The sequence below is a fragment of the Methylobacillus caricis genome, from assembly GCF_020532705.1.
GTDB classification, from domain to species: Bacteria; Pseudomonadota; Gammaproteobacteria; order Burkholderiales; family Methylophilaceae; genus Methylobacillus; species Methylobacillus caricis.
In genome coordinates this window covers 1,688,368-1,704,379 of the sequence record NZ_JAJAVD010000001.1, presented here as the reverse complement: position 1 = coordinate 1,704,379, position 16,012 = coordinate 1,688,368, and the positions used below count along the sequence as shown (strand labels likewise).

The 16,012-nt window shown below is 50.3% G+C and carries 9 protein-coding genes; 1 reads left to right on the top strand and 8 read right to left on the bottom strand.

All coding sequences use genetic code 11. The features are described from left to right. Positions 1 to 7: 7 nt before the first annotated feature. From LG200_RS07980 to LG200_RS07935, 8 genes are all read right to left on the bottom strand, one after another. Positions 8 to 1,006, bottom strand: coding sequence for a hypothetical protein (locus tag LG200_RS07980; protein WP_226757038.1), 999 nt, complete (start codon positions 1,004 to 1,006; stop codon positions 8 to 10). Positions 1,007 to 1,016: 10 nt separating this feature from the next. Next, on the bottom strand, positions 1,017 to 2,390 hold the full coding sequence (locus LG200_RS07975; RefSeq protein ID WP_226757037.1) for a TolC family outer membrane protein: 1,374 nt from the start codon (positions 2,388 to 2,390) through the stop codon (positions 1,017 to 1,019). Next, positions 2,387 to 3,799, bottom strand: coding sequence for an HlyD family type I secretion periplasmic adaptor subunit (locus LG200_RS07970; protein WP_226757036.1), 1,413 nt, complete (start codon positions 3,797 to 3,799; stop codon positions 2,387 to 2,389). The genes LG200_RS07975 and LG200_RS07970 overlap by 4 nt, the downstream gene beginning before the upstream one ends. Before the next feature lie 11 nt (positions 3,800 to 3,810). Further along, the gene (locus tag LG200_RS07965) at positions 3,811 to 5,514 is read right to left on the bottom strand and encodes a type I secretion system permease/ATPase (protein WP_226757035.1); all 1,704 of its coding nucleotides are present in this window, start codon (positions 5,512 to 5,514) and stop codon (positions 3,811 to 3,813) included. Continuing rightward, the gene (locus tag LG200_RS07960; protein WP_226757034.1) at positions 5,511 to 7,226 is read right to left on the bottom strand and encodes a type I secretion system permease/ATPase; all 1,716 of its coding nucleotides are present in this window, start codon (positions 7,224 to 7,226) and stop codon (positions 5,511 to 5,513) included. The genes LG200_RS07965 and LG200_RS07960 overlap by 4 nt, the downstream gene beginning before the upstream one ends. Before the next feature lie 71 nt (positions 7,227 to 7,297). Next, positions 7,298 to 9,505 (bottom strand): calcium-binding protein, encoded by a 2,208-nt coding sequence (locus LG200_RS14135; protein WP_319004546.1) that lies wholly within the window; start codon positions 9,503 to 9,505, stop codon positions 7,298 to 7,300. 77 nt (positions 9,506 to 9,582) lie between these two features. Then, positions 9,583 to 10,557 (bottom strand): hypothetical protein, encoded by a 975-nt coding sequence (locus LG200_RS07940; RefSeq protein WP_226757033.1) that lies wholly within the window; start codon positions 10,555 to 10,557, stop codon positions 9,583 to 9,585. A 162-nt stretch (positions 10,558 to 10,719) separates the two neighbouring features. Beyond that, positions 10,720 to 14,229, bottom strand: coding sequence for a TonB-dependent receptor domain-containing protein (locus LG200_RS07935; protein ID WP_226757032.1), 3,510 nt, complete (start codon positions 14,227 to 14,229; stop codon positions 10,720 to 10,722). Positions 14,230 to 14,596: 367 nt separating this feature from the next. Here LG200_RS07935 and yjjJ point away from each other — a divergent pair, with 367 nt between their 5' ends. Beyond that, positions 14,597 to 16,006 carry a type II toxin-antitoxin system HipA family toxin YjjJ gene (gene yjjJ, locus LG200_RS07930; protein ID WP_226757031.1) on the top strand — a complete coding sequence of 470 codons (1,410 nt, stop codon included), beginning with the start codon at positions 14,597 to 14,599 and terminating at the stop codon, positions 16,004 to 16,006. The last annotated feature ends 6 nt before the right edge of the window (positions 16,007 to 16,012 follow it).

The window sequence follows — 16,012 nt, the reverse complement described above, 5'->3', positions numbered from 1 at the left end:
GGCCTCCTTAAAATGGTTGAAGAGTCTGATCTCGAGAATCCGTGGTCGCTGTCGGTACCGGACCGGCTTCTATCTTGCCGCCTGGCGGCACAAAGCCAGGGACGCTCAGCTCAATGAAAGGGGCTGTGGTCTGGCGCAGCCGGATGGCGTCCGGCAATGTCACCGGCGCTTCTGCAGAGCAGGCGGTTTTGACATAGAGCATGGCTGAAGCCGGGCGTTTGGGCAGGCCGATTACCGTGGTGAAGTTCACCCAGTTGTCATTCAGTGAGGCGGATTGCTGGGCTGCAGTGGGAACAGCGCTATTTCGGCCCGGGTCTGCCAGCCCATTGATCGCCTGCTGATATGCGGGGCTGGTTCTGGGCTGCCTGGCATAGTGCTGGCCGTTTTTATATTGCACTGCCGTAAAGGTGCGCCCAATCCGATAAACCGGTTCTGCCGTTGAAGAATAAAGCGAATAGGCCGCTTCAACCGGCAAGCCGCTCAATCCGCCCCTGGCTACATCGCTGATACGGAAATATTGGCGGCCTTTTTTCTGTTCGTTGAAATCGGCATCAGCGCTGGAAAGCGTAATGACCCTGGTGCCGTAGATGCATTCGGTCTGCGCTTGGTTGCGCCAGACAAATTCAGTGACGCTTGCGATCTTTTTGTCCTTGTAAGCGGTGTAAGCATTGTTCATCACGGCCTGGCGTACGGCATGCGTGACCAGCGTGTATCCTTCCAGGGGAGCCGTGATTTCGTTTGAAGGAAATACGGCGCAGGTATTGCTCACCGCCGGTGTAGGCTTGAGCGGAATATTGGAACGTGGAATATCAGCCTGTCCATGCGGGCTGAATTTTCCGCTGCTGTTGCAGAGGGTGTAAGCACTGGTTCCATCTTCTACTGCAAAGCCTTCGGCAGGGAGTTCGACAAAGCCGGTGGCCAATGCTAATGCCGGGCATAAATTCGCCAGGCCCAGGAGGGTGGGCAAGGGATTTGAAATCAACGGTGCTGTCCTGGATATCTGCATATGCCTGGCCTTAGTTCACAGCAAAATACTGATTAAGGGCATGCAGCTGTGCTTCATTCAGCATGCCCGCCGCCTGCTTCAGGTTGATGATGTCGTTCACCAGCACATATTGCACACGGCTCAGCTCCAGGCGGCTGCCATAAAGCTTTTGCTGGGCGTTCAGCACTTCAATATTGGTGCGTGTGCCTGCGGCAAAGCCCTTCTGTGTGCCTTCCAGGGCAATCTCGCTGGATTTGACCGCCTGCCGGTAGGCCGACAATGCCAGCAGGCCGCTGCGTATGCTGTTGACGTATTTCCTGGTGTTGGCTTCAGTATCCCGGGTATGCAGGTTGAGCAACTCCTCGGCAGCATCCATGCGGCTGTTGGCCTGCCTGACGCTGGCGCTGGTGTATCCGCCTGCAAACAGCGGCATATTGAGTTGCAGGGCTACCGTTGTGGTGTCGAAGCGTGAACCCAGGGTGTTATTGCTGTCGTTTTCGCTATAGGAACGTATGCCGACCAGGTCGAGCGTCGGGTAATGGCCCGCCCGTTTTTTTTCCACTTCCTGGCGCGCCGCCTCTACCGAAAGACGGGCGGCTGTAATCTCGGGGTTATTGCCCAGGGCCTGTTCCAGCCAATAATCCAGGCTTTCGGAGTCAGGAATGGCAAGCGGCAGTTTTTCTGTATTGAGCGGGGCTATCCTCTCGACCTTCTCGCCGCTGATGGTGCTCAGGTTCTGCTTGAATACATCCAGCGAGTTCTGGGTGCTGATGAGCTCGGCCTGTGCCAGCTCCAGCGCAGCCTGCGCCTCATTGATCTCGGTGACGGTGCCTTCGCCATGCTCGTAACGTTGCCTGGCCTGGTCGCGTTGCTGGGTAGTGGCATCTATCCTGTTGCGCAGCACATCCACTTTTTCCTGTGCATAGAGGGTCTCAAAGTAAGCTGAGGCCAGCCGCGTGATCAGGGTGGCATTCTCCTTCAGCAACAAGGCTTCCTTGCTTTTGATATTGGCTTCCGCACCCCGGTAGGTGGCAATGCTTTCCTTGTTGAACAGGGATTGCCGCAAGCTCAGGGTGTAGTTATGGATGTCGTAGTTAAGGCGTGTCTCGACGGCGCCAAGCGAGGTCTGCGTGGTGCGGTCGGTGTTGCCGTGCCCTACGTTGGCGCCAAACTGCACCCGCGGCAGAAAGAGGGCGCGGCTTTTGTTGATTTCTTCACGTTCTGCCTCTGTGATCGCTTCTGCGGCCTTGTATTGGGCATCGTATTGCAGCGCTTTTTGGTAAAGGCTCAATAGGTTCTCCGCGGCACTGGCAACCTGGCTGCTTGTCAGCATCACAGCCAATAACAGGGCGGTTTTCGTTGGGCGTGATGTGCACATGGGATAACGCATGGTGAAAATGCTCATTCTTCTTTCATGGAAGCGGCAATCCGCTTGACCAGTGGATGCATGAGATAGGTGAGCAGGGTGCGCTCGCCGGTGCGGATGACAATCTGTACCGGCATGCCAGGCTGCAGGCGGCGGCTGCCCAGGGTTTTCATGCCATCCTCCGTGATATTGACGCGTGCCAGGTAGTAACTGAACGGCGCCTGGCTGCCGCTGCCGGGTTCCAGCAGCAGGTCGGTGGAAACAGTCTTGACCTTGCCTTCCAGCAGCAATTGCGGCGTGTTGGAAAAACTGGAGAAACGCACATCTGCATCCTGGCCGACATGAATCTTGTCTATCAGGTGCGGCGGGATCTTGGCGTCAAGGATCAAGGGTTCGTCAAATGGCACGATATCCATGATCTTCTGGCCGGGCTGGATCACGGCGCCTATTGTGTGCACTTGCAGGCCAACTACCTGGCCACTGACTGGCGCGGTGACGGTCACGCGTTGCAGCTCATCTTTCAGCGGCTTGTACTTTTCCGCATCTGCCTGCACTGCCAGCTTGACCTGGGCCATTTCGGTGTCTATCTCTTTTTTCTCGGTCTGCTGGCGCGCACTGATGCGCTGGTTGAGCTCCAGTATGCTTTTCTGGCTGCGCAGGATGTTGGATTCGGTGCTGGCAATCTGGCCATAGGTCTGCGCCAGCTTCTGCTCCAGCTCATTCTGCTGGTTGCGCGGGGCATAGCCTTCGCTCACCAGTTGCTTGATGCCTGCCAACTGTTCGTTGAGCAACTGGCGCTGGGATTCATAACTGCTGAGTACGCCTTTGTAACCCTCTATCAGCACCGTCTGCCCCTGTATGGATTCACGCATGGCTTCAACATCGGCAAACAAGGCTTGCTGGCGCGCCCGCAGCAACTGGGACTGATTGAGCATGAGCTGCTGGATGTAAGGGTCATCCTGGCTCTTGACCAGGTCTTCATGAAAGCTGATGCTGCCTGCACCGGATTTCTCCGCTGTCAGGCGGCTCTCCTGCGCGCGCAATCCCATATAGCGCTGCCTGACTTCATCGAACCTGGCCTTGCTGGCCGTGTCATCCAGGGTGAACAGCACATCGCCCGCCTGGACTGACTGGCCTTCATGCACCATGATCTTGCTGATGATGCCGCCGCTGAGGTGCTGCACGGTTTTGTGGCTGCTTTCCACATTGACCACGCCATCGGTTGGTACGCCTTCATCCAGCGGGGCCAGTGCTGCCCACAGCAAGAATCCACCCAGCCCGAGCAGCAGTATTGCCAGCCCCAGCCTGGTGGCATGCCTGTTATTGCCATAATCGTGGAGCGCAACCACTTTTGACTGTCCTGCCTGGGAGATATCTCCGTCATGGATTGAAGGGTTTTTGATGGCAGGACCATTGATGATCTCTGGTGTTGTCACGGGCAAACTCATTGCAATACTCCTTAGGCCGCTTTTGATGCCAGCTTCTGCCTGGCCTGGTTCAGTTCTGCAATCACTTCGTCACGCGGGCCGTGATGGACAATCTCGCCATTGCCCATGATCAGCAGCGTGTCGGTGATTTTCAGGATGTTGCTGCGGTGTGAGATGACGACGATGGTCTTGCCCTGGTTTTTAAGCAGCACCAGGGCTGCCAGCAGGCTGGCTTCACCGTGTTCATCAAGATGCGAGTTGGGCTCATCCAGCACGATAACGGCGGGCTGCTGATAAATGGCCCGGGCAAAACCGAGCAACTGGCGTTGCCCGCCGGAAAGCACGGCATTGGCATCATCCAGGCGGGTGTCGTAACCTTGGGGCAGGCGCAAAATGCCTTCATGGATGCCTGCCGCCTGGGCCGCTTGTATGACTTTTGCAGTATCCGGCTGCTCAAAGCGCGCAATGTTTTCTGCAATGGTGCCCTCTATCAGCGCGATATCCTGTGGCAGGTAGCCTATGGACTTGGCATAGGTCTGGGCCGGAACCTGGTTGATGGGGCGGCCATCCACCAGAAAATCCCCAGCCTGCCACGGGCAGACGCCCACCAGGCAGCGTGCCAGCGTGGTCTTGCCGGAACCGGAAGGGCCCATTACGCCCAATATCTGTCCCGGTTGTATTTCCAGGTTGATGTTCTTGAGCAGGGCTTTGCCGGTTTTCTCAAGTGTGACGCTGAGGTTGTCAAGCGCCAGCCTGCCCTTGATCTCAATGGGCGATGTACCAAACACTGGCTCAGGCTGTTGCTCGGTGGCAAGCAGGCTATCGATCTTGCTTGCAGACTGCCTTGCCTGGATGAACTGCTTCCAGGTGCTGACAATAATGTCGAAAGGTTGCAGCGCCCTGGCAATCAGCACATTGGATGCAATCATTGCGCCTATGCTGATTTCACCCTTTACCGCCAACAGGGCGGCGATGCCCAGCATGGCGGATTGCATGGTGTAACGGGCAAACTTGTTGATTTGCTGGTTGCGGTTCTGTACCTGCATGGCGCTGGCATCCATCTGGTTCCAGCGGTTTTGCAGCGCCTGCCAGCGCGCGCGCAAATGCGGCAGCATGCCCAGCACGTGCAGGGTTTCAATATTCCGTATCTTGCTGTCCAGGAACTGCATGGCAGTACTGCGAGCCTGGCCTGCGTCCTGCAAGGGTTTTTCACTACTGCGTTGGTTCCACAACGCCAGCCCAAACTGGATGGCGCACAAGGCAATGGCAAGCATGCCCAATACCGGGTTCAGTATGAACAGCACAGCCACGTAAAGCAGCGTCCATGGCATATCGAAGAATGCAAACAAGCCATTGCTGGTGAGGAATTGACGGATAAAAGTCAGGTCTTGCATTGCCTGGCTGGCTTCGGGCCCGGTAGGCTGGGAGTTACGTGCAAATCCGAGCTTGAACAGCCGGTCGGTCAACAGGTGGTCAAACTTCACTCCGGCCTTGATGGCAGTCATGGAGCGCACCCATTCAGAAAATGCCATGACGACAAAGAAAAAACAGGTGATCAGGGTGATGGCATATAGCGTCAGCTCGTTTTTGCTTAGCATCACCCTGTCGTATAACTGCAGCAGGTAAAGCGTGGGAGCCAGCATCATGAGGTTGGTCACCATGCTGAAAATGGCCACAGACAACAGCTCGCTCCTGAATAATGGCAGATAGCCGCGCATGGATTGCCTGGCGCTCATGAGCCGCTCCTGGCGCTGTTGCCGGGTTGGTATTGCAGTGAGGCGATCACTTCATCAGGCTTGCCGTAACGCAGTATCTGCCCCTTGACCATCACCATCATGGTATCTGCCACCGCCTTGATCCCTTGCAGGTGGCTGATGATGACAAACGTGGTTTTGCGGCTCTTGAGCACTTGCACCATCTGCTGCAGGGCCTGTTCACCAGCGTCGTCCAGGTTGGCGTTGGGTTCATCCAACACCACAATGGCAGGATTGCCGTAAATGGCTCTTGCCAGGCCGACCAACTGGCGTCTCCCACCGGACAGAAAGCTGCCCTCGGCACCTATGCGTGTGTTAACGCCTTCCGGCAACTCATCCAGCATTGTTTGCAGCTGGAGCAGCTCGATCACCTGGTTGAGTTTGTCAGCGTCAGCCTCGCCAAAGCGGGTAATGTTTTCTGCAATGGTGCCGTCCAGCAGTTCGACATTCTGGGGCAGGTAACCTATATGCCGGCCCAGTTCTTCCTTATCCCATTGATACGCGTCCACGCCGTCAAATCTGACCTTGCCATTGCTTGGCGGCATCAGACCCACGAGCAGTTTTGACAGCGTAGTCTTGCCCGAAGCAGAAGGGCCGGTAATCAGCAATACCTCGCCTGCATGGAGCTTGAACTGGATATTGCGCAGCAACGGCTCACGGATGTTTTCATTCAGGGCATAACTCAGGTTTTCCACCGTGATCTCCCCACTGGGGACAGGCAGTGTCATCCCTTGCTCACGGGCAGGGTGGCTATCTAGCAGCTCCTGCAATCTGTCGTAGGATTCCAGTGCCCCGGCCAGCGTACGCCATTGCGCAATCAACTGGCTGAATGGGGCAAGTACACGGGCAGCGAGAATGGAAGCCACGATCATCATGGCAGCGCCATTCTCCAGTGCATGATTGATCACCAGGTAACAGCCCAGGCCCAGCACCAGCGAGGTTTGCAACACTTGCAGCAGTTTGGAGAAGGCAGCATTCCTGCCTGCAATTTCAGAGGCAAAAGCCTGGTGCAGCAAGAAGCCTTGCTGCTTCTCCTGCCAGCGGCTTTGCAGCGCATCCAGCATGCCCATGGCCTGGATCACCTCGGATTTTTTACTGATGCTGGAAAAATAGCTTTGGGCCGCCAGGGCATAACGGTTGGCCTCGATCATCTGCGGTTGCACGCGGTATTGGTTGATGCACGCAATGATCGTCTGCAATGCCAGCCCAACCAGGGTGAGGTAACCCAGGCTGCTATGGATGCAGAAAATGGCGACAATAAAAATCAGAATAAAAGGGACATCGATCAGCCCGGCAAGGGCGGGGGAATAGAGGCTTTCCTTGAGGCTGCGGTAGTCCGAAAATGCACGTTGCGCGGGAAAACTAGAGGCTTTTAGCCTGGCTGCCGCGACAGCGTTGAAAACCTGGTCATTCAGCGTTTGGTCCAGTTGAACCGATGCCTGGAACATCATGTTGCGGCGTATCCATTCCAGACTTTCCATGATCATGTAAATAAAGACCACCATCATGGTCAGCATGAGCAAAGTGCCAAGATTGCGACTGTAAATCACGCGATCATAGACTTCGAGCATGTACCATGACGGGGCTAATACCATCAGATTGGTAAAAAGGCCGAAAAAAACCACCTTGCGGTAATGAGGGGTAAGCCTCATCAAGGCTTTTTTCAGTACAGCTGTGTTGTTATTGTGTGTCACGTAAGCAGTATTCCTGGAAGTAGAATTAGGAAATTGAACAGGCCGGTGCAAGACCGGCCCAGCCTGCCTAATTAAACAACCGCGATATCCGCTGCTGTGATCGAAGTGACCCCGGTAAGGATCGCGATATCCACCGCTGCGCTTCCGCCATTGCCGTCTGCGTAATACTGCAGAGTGTTGGTAGAAGTGTTGAAGACAAGATAGTCATCCGCATCGAGTGGGCCTGAACCAACCACCAGGTTGCCCGCATTGAAGCCGACAAGGGAAGCGAACTGATCAGTGTTGAGCTCAATCTTGTCCACTCCGCTATCGAAGTCGGTGATGGTATCCACGCCAGTGAGGTCGAAAGCGGTATCGACATAAGTCTGCACCTCATTCGAAGCGCCAGTCACCACCTGCGTCCACACCTTGCCGAACACAAACGTGTCTGAACCAGCGCCACCAGTCAGCGTGTCATTGCCGCCATTGCCAATGAAGCGGTCATCCTGCGTTGTGCCGATAAAGGTCTGGGTATTGCCATTGCCTTCAAAAATCAGGCCGTTGGCTGTCACGCCGGAAGCATCGACTACTACATTGTTGATGGTGCCGCCATTGTTGCCCAGGGTATTGGAAAGGTCGGAAACAGTGCCTCTGGCATTGAAGTAATAGTGGTCATTCAGCAATTGCAGTGCTGCGTTTTCCACATTCAACCGGCCCACAGTGCCACCCACTTGTACCACTTCCATTTCCTGGAAATTGGCATCGTTGAGAATGATGGTGCCAGCAGCCTGGGTGTTGGCGCCGATGCCAGTGGTAATACGCAGCGTATCAGTGCCTTCACCACCAATGATCACATCATGCTTGGCACCTGTGGCAATCCACTCAGGGTTGCCGTCATCAGCCTTGGAAGTGGTGCCTTGCACACCGCTGCCAAAACCGCCGATCAAGAAGATGTCGTCACCTTCGCCGCCATCCAGGTAATCAGCACCACCATGACCAACCAGCAGGTCATTGCCGCCATTACCGTAAACTACGTCATCGCCCAGGCGGGCAGTGACATAATCCACGCCATCGCTACCCAGTACGATCTCGCGGGCACCATCAGTTTCATTGGCACCATCGATACGGACATAGCTGCCTGCTTCACCTTCTGTGGCATCGTAGATGATGTCTACGTTATGGAAGAGCTCGGCAACGGAGTAGTCGTCTACTTCAAATACAGCAGATTCATACTCCACCTCTTCGGCCCCATCGACATCAGGCTCGAACTCTTCTTCCTCAAATTCCAGTTTGATGGTGACGGATTCGGTTGGGCCGCCGGCAACACCATAGATATGGGTGCCGGGGTTGAGGAAGCCGGTACTTAGAGACTCGCCATTTTCTTCTAACTGTTCAGCCGAAAGAACGATGTTGACACCGCTAGCTAGTTCAATACGCTCTATACCGCTGAAACCAAGCGATTCTGAAAAATCACCAGAAACTTTGAATTCAATGGTATCAACGGCATTATAACCTGCAATAGTTGTAGCAAAAGTACTGATCGCACTAGAGCCGGGGCGAGTGACAATATTTAGGCGCACATCGGTTTCAGCTTGTTGGGATTGAGTGATACTGGTAATTGGAACAATGGTGCCAGTTACAGTGTCAAATGCCACTAACCCCGCATCTTCATCTTCTTCATCGGCTTCCTCTAGTTCGATATATCTAGCTTCGTTGCCAGCATTATCAAGATCAGAAGTGCCACCACTAATATAAGTATTGGTAATTTCTGAACTTATGACGAAAGTATCATTGCCTTCACCGCCACCAAGGAAGTCATCTGAGGTAACTAAAAATAAGTTACCAACAACATTTGCACCACCTGCACTACTACCATCGCCAAAGATGATATCGGCTCCATCCCCACCGCTTAAGATATCATCTCCATCACCGCCATATATATAATCATCACCACTGCCACCAAAGATTGTATCGTTACCATTACCACCATAAATATTGTCGGTACCGGCTCCACCGTAGGCAAAATTATTGCCATTGCCAAGGTCTATTACATCATCACCCGCGCCTCCTAAGATCGTATCGTTGCCTTCACCGCCGAAGAGGAAGTCATCACCGTCTCCACCACTGATGAAGTCATTGCCATTGCCACCATCAATATAATCATTGCCTCCATTACCAAAAATTACATCATTGCCTCCATTACCAAAAATCTGATTGTCTAAATCATTACCAATGACTAGGTCGGAAGATGATGTTCCTGTATAGCTTGTTTCTGTAGAATTAAAAATCTTGATCGCCATTTTGAAACTCCTTCAAAGATTTAAGAGTGCGGTGAAACATCTCTCACCGCAAAAACGATTCAAACTCTAGTTATTTCTTAGAATGGAACAACCGGTGCTGGACTTGGTGTAGCATTGGTAGGGGCAAAGCCATCCACGCTAACTTGAATAAATCGAGCATATTCTTGTGCAGTTTGGCGTAAGCGGATTGCATTGGTTGCAACAGGTATGGTGCCAGCACTGCAAGGTGCTTGAATATAGGTCATTGGTGATGCAGGATTGGTGGATCCATCGTCATCAGCCCATACCGCATCAAACGTAAAGTCTACCCATTCGCTATTAACGTCTGCATTTTGATTAGCAGCTACAGTCGTTGCGGGAGTTGTTGCTGTAATCGCAAAATCTTCACCATTGATTGCAGCTGCTGATCCTGGTGCCGGCGGTAGTGCTACATAATTAGTGCCAGGAATTGCTTTATTTGTAGCTGTGTCATATTGGAGAGCTCTATGCTGAACAGCTGTGTAAGTTCTACCAATGCGATAAATTGATGAGGATCCTCCTGAGACAAAATAGCCTGCCTGCACAGTACCTGAGCTACTAAAACCGCCACGTGCAATATCATTAACTTCAAAGTACTGATTGCCAACAGTATCAGGATCGCCTGCTACAGTAGGGCGATAGTCGATATTTGCAGGAACGAATTTTGTGCCAAAAATGCACTCTGTCGCTGCCGCATTACGCCATACTCTATCTGTCACTGTTCCTACAGTCACATTTGTGAAGTTAGTGTAAGTATTATTCATGACTACTGGCCTAGATGCATTTGCAGCTAATGTAAAACCAGTAACAGGAGAGGCTGAGTCATTAGCCGGGAATACTGCACAATCATTATTAGATAATGTTGTGGGGGCTGTGGTAATGCTAGAGCCGAAATTGCCTGTGGTGTTACATAATCTATAGGCAGTACCGCTAAAGCCTGTTGCTGGAATCGGCTCTAAACCTGTAGCCGTCGCCTGTGCTGAAATCAAACCTAAGGCACTTAATACAGCTAGTCTTAATGTGATCTGTTTCATGCTTTTCTCCAATCGTTTAGAATAAGCAGGCATTTGTGGCTGCCTGCAACACCAATTCACCACAATCAATTAGTCCCTTGTAAGCTCTAAGTAGGTTGCGGTTGAATGCTGGTAGGTGGTTCACAAATGCTTTTTTTCAATTGATATTCCTTTTACTTGCGTTTATTTTCGTGGATCGAATTGGTAATTTAGGCTGAACCATATGCCTCTTGGTGCCCCTGGAGCGATGAAGTTGGTACTACGCCAATCATCCGAATTATGGTTGTAGCCACTAGGCCCTATTGCTCCCAAGATAGATGGTGAGAACGGATTGCGACCTAGACGGCCAGCACTAAAATACTCAGTGTCGAAAAGATTGGTAATAAGTAGCGTTGCTGTCCACTCGCTTGAAAACTTATAACTGCTTTGAAGGTTGAATACGGCATAGCCCGGGACTTTGCCTGGATTAGTAGTTGGTGGTAAGGTACGCGTATATGGCTCTGCAACGCCATTTACATAGCGAATAGACTGGAATGTACGTGCCACGCCTGCTTCATGCTCGTTATTTTCATTGCCACGCAAGTAGCTTTCTGAATGCAATACTGCACTCAAGCCAATTTGCCATTTGTCTGTGATTTCGTAACGGACGCTTGCATTAAGGTTGTGCAAGGGAACCCCAGGCATACGACTGCCAGGCTTAACTCTAATTATTCCACTCCCCATTCCATTAATAAATCTTGCGCTGCTATTGTCGGCGCTAAACATATCAAATTCATCTTGAAATGTAGCGTCTGTAAGACTGTAATTTAAACTGAAATTTGTTTTCCCTAGTTTGCCTGATATACCCGTTTCTATACCGCGGCGACGAGTATTTCCAATGCTGTCAAAAAATCCTCTTCCATCCTGGACAGAAACAAAATATATGTCATCTTTTAAGTTGGTTTGATATGCACCAATATTCCATTCAAAATTCTCTCCCAATCGACCTCTTGCTCCTATGTCAAAAGTTGTAGCTTTTATCTGAGGTAAGTAGGGATCTCCAGATAATGTTGTTGGAAGATAGCATTCACGTTTCTCAGCAACACTTTTAGGAATAATGTAGGTGTATTGATTGCCGTTTTCATCAATGCCTGTGCCAGTTCCTCCTGGAGTTCTATCTAGAGCACATCCAAGTTCAATGACACTAGGAGTTCGGGTTCCCTGGGCAAAATTGGCAAAAATATTTAGATTATCTGTAGCTTGCCATGTTGCACCTAAGGATGGATTAAATGAGTAGTAGCTAAATTTCTCAGTTTCAGCTTCATCAAGCACATTTGATAAATCAGGTAATTTATAGCCAGTTGGTACATTGCTACAATCTTTATTTGGACATAATGCCAATGTATCTGGTAGTGAAAGTAATTCACCGATTTCAAAGTTGTTTGCGCCATAACGCGTGGCAATTTTATTTTTTGTTTGAGTTTCATTGTAGCGTGCAGCCAAGCTGAAATTCCAACTTTTAACTGGTGACCAAGTTTCGCTGAAGTAAATACTCTTGGTTGTATTGGTACCTTTGAAATTATTGTTACCTAATGAAATATCAGCACCTGAGAATTGCGGGTGAATCTCGTCTGGTGCTAGGTAAGCATTACGATCTGTATCCAGCAAGCCCAGACGCTGTGAGTTGGTGTATTTTGCGCTTGCATCGTCAATAGATGCCCCTATCATGAATTTGTGATGTTCATAATTCCAGTTGAATTGTATAGAAGCTCCTTCTACCAACTGATTTATTTTATTGTCAGTGATGATGGCTGTAGGTGTACCTTCAACAATTCCTCTACCGCCAGTGTAAGCACCATCGACAGTTGCAATTGCGCCAGTCTGTGGATCAATATAAGTATATGGGCGTTGAGTGCTATCCTGAACTGCATCTAATGCCTGGGTTGTTTTGCATTCATCATTATTTCTTGGGGAGATGGGCATGATGAAGTGTTTTTTTACTACGCCGTTTTCGTTAGTGTAGTAAAAACTGTCTAGACCAGCGAAGGTATTGATTTGACTATTAGGAACTCCCAGTGAAGAAAAAAGACTCGGATCTATTTTGTAGCTTGATTCACCTAAAGAGTAACTAGTTTCTTCTCCTATAGTAGGGGCTGTGGCCCCGCTTATTTGTTTATAATAGTCAGAATTTAGATTAGACATCAGCTTAAATTGCTGTTGCATAACTAATAAAACATCAGCTGGTATATCTTCTTTGTTTTTTTCAAGATTCAAAAAACTTGGAAGTTGAGTACTGTCTGGATCAGTAATTCCGCTATTGAAAAATGAATCCATAAATAAATCATTAAATGGATCTGTTGGATTTTCTATTGTCAAAACATAGAAATCTGGAAGTCCAACTGTGTTAGTGCTGTCAAGTAGACATGTGTAAGGCATTGCCTCTAATGTTTTATCGCGTGCAAAAACGCCTTCTTCCTGATTTGCTAATCCTGTAAATACATCAGCACCAATTTGATGACGTTTACTATCTCGGCGATACACCTGCGCTGTCACTGTAAAGTTTTCACTGACGAAATAACTGCTTGATAGCTGGAATTGTACTAAATCATTCTTGGTAGTATCAGGGGATGTAAATACACCATTACTATCCTGCTTATACATATCAGTAGGATAGAGGCCATTGCCAACAAGATTGTTGTGGACAAGTAATGTGCTCAGATTTAGGTCTAGTTTTTCCCCTCTGTAGCTGGCTTTACCAAAAGCCTGATTTACTCTGCTTGGCGAGTTTTCTCTCCAGCCATCTTCAAGGAAGAAATTGCCAGCCCCAAATAAAGCAATTGTTCCGTTATTCCAACCAGCAGTTGCTTGTAATTGTTTTCTATTAAATGACCCTGTCAATACATTGGCATCTATTCCTGTATGATTAAAACCGTCTTTGGTTTTGACAGTAAATGCTCCACCTAAAGTATTAAGACCGAAGATAGGATTGGATCCTGGAAACACATCAACTCCAGCTAGCGCATTCATGGGAATCATGTCCCAATTCACGACATCACCAAACGGTTCATTAACACGAATGCCATCAAAGAAAACCGATAGGCCTTGCGGTGTTCCAATCTGAGGGCCGGCAGTAAATCCTCTATAAGTCACATCCATCTGGAAAGGATTACCTTGGTAGTCGTTAATATTGACTGACTGCAATTTGCGATTAAGTAAATCAGTCAAACTTAATGAGTTTGCTTCCTTGATTTCTTTGGCAGTGATAGTTTGCACATTGCCCGGGATTTGTTCCTTGGTAAGGCCTAATCCAGGCAAGGGGCCGATTTCGTAGAAGCGTTTGCTGCGTACCTCAATAGACTCTAGTTTCATATCCACATCGGGTTTTTGAGCAACAGGCTTGATGACAGCGTTGTCTTTATCAATTGTGGATTCCAGACCGGTGCCTGCCAGCAGCATCTTGAGCGCTTCATCCGCTTTCATGCGGCCCTTGATGGCCGGGGCGGTTTTTCCGCTGGCGAGGTTGCTGTCAAAAGCGACGCTCATGCCTGTGGTGCGGGCTAATTGCTTTAAGGAGACGTCCAGCGGTTGGCTTGGCATATCGACATTGACCGGGGCCAGTGAACCGTTTTGTTGCTCTGTTGCTGGCAGTTTTGTGTTGAGTTCAGCTGCTTGAAGAGCAAAAGAAGCGACGGTTAGCATGGTGACCAGCAGCATTGCTGCTGAAAGAACCACTAGTCGATATAGCAGGTTAAATAGGTCCAACGGTTTTCCCCCTCTGAGAAATATCTTTCTTATACCGATATAACTTTTGAGGAAGAAAAACCCTGATGTCGATTTTGAAAATTTTTTAAATATTTTTACATGGGCGATCGTTCTGCTGTGTAGAAGAGTATTGCTCGAGTTGAGGGGGTTAGGGTTGGGAGGCGTCAATTGGGTGGAGCGGGGCAGTTGGGGTCAATATTTAACCAGTTTTGATTGGATCAATATTTTTATCAAAATAACTTGTTTAATTTTTTTATTTAATTGTTTTATATGGATAATTTGTAGTATATTCTTATCATAACTTATTAATTAATGATAAATGAGACCTCGTAACTCAATTGCTCGCATCCAAGTTGATCATCGTTTGCGCTATCAAGGGTTTGCTTCTGCAGCAGATTTGGCGGCTGTTGCCGGGGTCAGCGTGCCTACTGTGTTACGTATTGTGCAGGCCTATGGCGATGATGTGGTTCGCTTGGGGATCACTAAGGGTGCACGGTATGCATTTCGCCGACCTTTGAGAGGCCATTCAACGCCAATCCCGGTTTACTGGGTGAATGAGCGAGGGCAGGGAGTTTCAGGAGGTGCGCTGCATTTGCTGGCGCCTGAGGGCAGTTTTTTTGCACTTGGTTCCCTGGGTTTTCCGGTAGATGTTGAACATGCGGAAGGTGTGTGGGCGGGATTGCCGTACGTTTTGCATGATATGCGGCCCCAAGGGTATCTGGGGCGCAGTTTTGCGCGCAAGGCGGCGGTTGAGCTGGAGGTGCCGAGTGATCCGGATAGCTGGTCTGATGACCAGGTGGCTTATGTATTGAGCCGCCGTGGGGCGGATACTTCCGGGCATTTGATTATTGGAGATGAGGCTTATGCCTTGTGGTTGCGTTCTGTGTCCGTGCCAGAACCTGCCATTACAGCAGGACAGTTGGATGCCGAATATAGGCGATTGGCATCTGAATCGGTTGCATTGATCGGCGGTGGTTCCAGTGCGGGAGGTGAGTTCCCCAAGTTCACGGCCAAGCGTGAACTGAAGGGTAGTACAACACCGCATGTCATCGTCAAGTTTTCAGGTGAGGATGGTTCCGGGGCCGTGCAGCGATGGGCTGATCTTTTGGTGTGCGAGCACCTAGCGCTGGAGGCAATCCGTAAGCATGTTCCGCTTCAGGCAGCATGTAGCCGTGTTCTGCAGGTTGGCAGTAGAACTTGCCTGGAAGTTGAGCGGTTTGATCGGCAAGGTGAATTTGGGCGATTGCCGCTGATTTCATTATCTTCTCTGGACGCCGCCTTGTTGGGCAAGGGCAGTGGACGCTGGCCTGATCTGGTTGCCCAGCTTGCCAAGCTCGGAATGTTGCCTGAAACGCTGGAGTTTGCCACACAGATATTATGGTGGATTGGACAACTGATCGGAAATACGGACATGCACCTGGGTAATTTATCCTTTCAGTTTGATCCCCCGGCTGGCAGTGATACCAAAGCGAGTGCGCTGCGCTTGTCCCCTGCCTATGACATGTTGCCGATGATGTATGCGCCGCTGTCTGGTGGCGAGGTGCCGGTGCGGCAGTTTATTCCTTCGCTGCCCCTGCCCAGGGAGGCCGAGGCCTGGAAAGTGGCTTATGTCGCCGCAATTGCATTTTGGGAGTCGGCCGGTGTTGATTCCAGGATAAGTGCATCTTTCCGGCAGATATGTCTTGAAAACCTGGCGCAATTACAAAGGGTCAGGCCGGCTGTTTTATAGGTTTAA

Excerpts from the sequence above, each read along its gene's own strand:
- LG200_RS07935 (WP_226757032.1), bottom strand. The coding sequence starts at position 14,229 with ATGCTGCTGGTCACCATGCTAACCGTCGCTTCTTTTGCTCTTCAAGCA.
- LG200_RS07975 (WP_226757037.1), bottom strand. The coding sequence starts at position 2,390 with ATGAGCATTTTCACCATGCGTTATCCCATGTGCACATCACGCCCAACG.
- LG200_RS07980 (WP_226757038.1), bottom strand. The coding sequence starts at position 1,006 with ATGCAGATATCCAGGACAGCACCGTTGATTTCAAATCCCTTGCCCACC.
- LG200_RS14135 (WP_319004546.1), bottom strand. The coding sequence starts at position 9,505 with ATGGCGATCAAGATTTTTAATTCTACAGAAACAAGCTATACAGGAACA.
- LG200_RS07940 (WP_226757033.1), bottom strand. The coding sequence starts at position 10,557 with ATGAAACAGATCACATTAAGACTAGCTGTATTAAGTGCCTTAGGTTTG.
- LG200_RS07965 (WP_226757035.1), bottom strand. The coding sequence starts at position 5,514 with ATGAGCGCCAGGCAATCCATGCGCGGCTATCTGCCATTATTCAGGAGC.
- yjjJ (WP_226757031.1), top strand. The coding sequence starts at position 14,597 with ATGAGACCTCGTAACTCAATTGCTCGCATCCAAGTTGATCATCGTTTG.
- LG200_RS07970 (WP_226757036.1), bottom strand. The coding sequence starts at position 3,799 with ATGAGTTTGCCCGTGACAACACCAGAGATCATCAATGGTCCTGCCATC.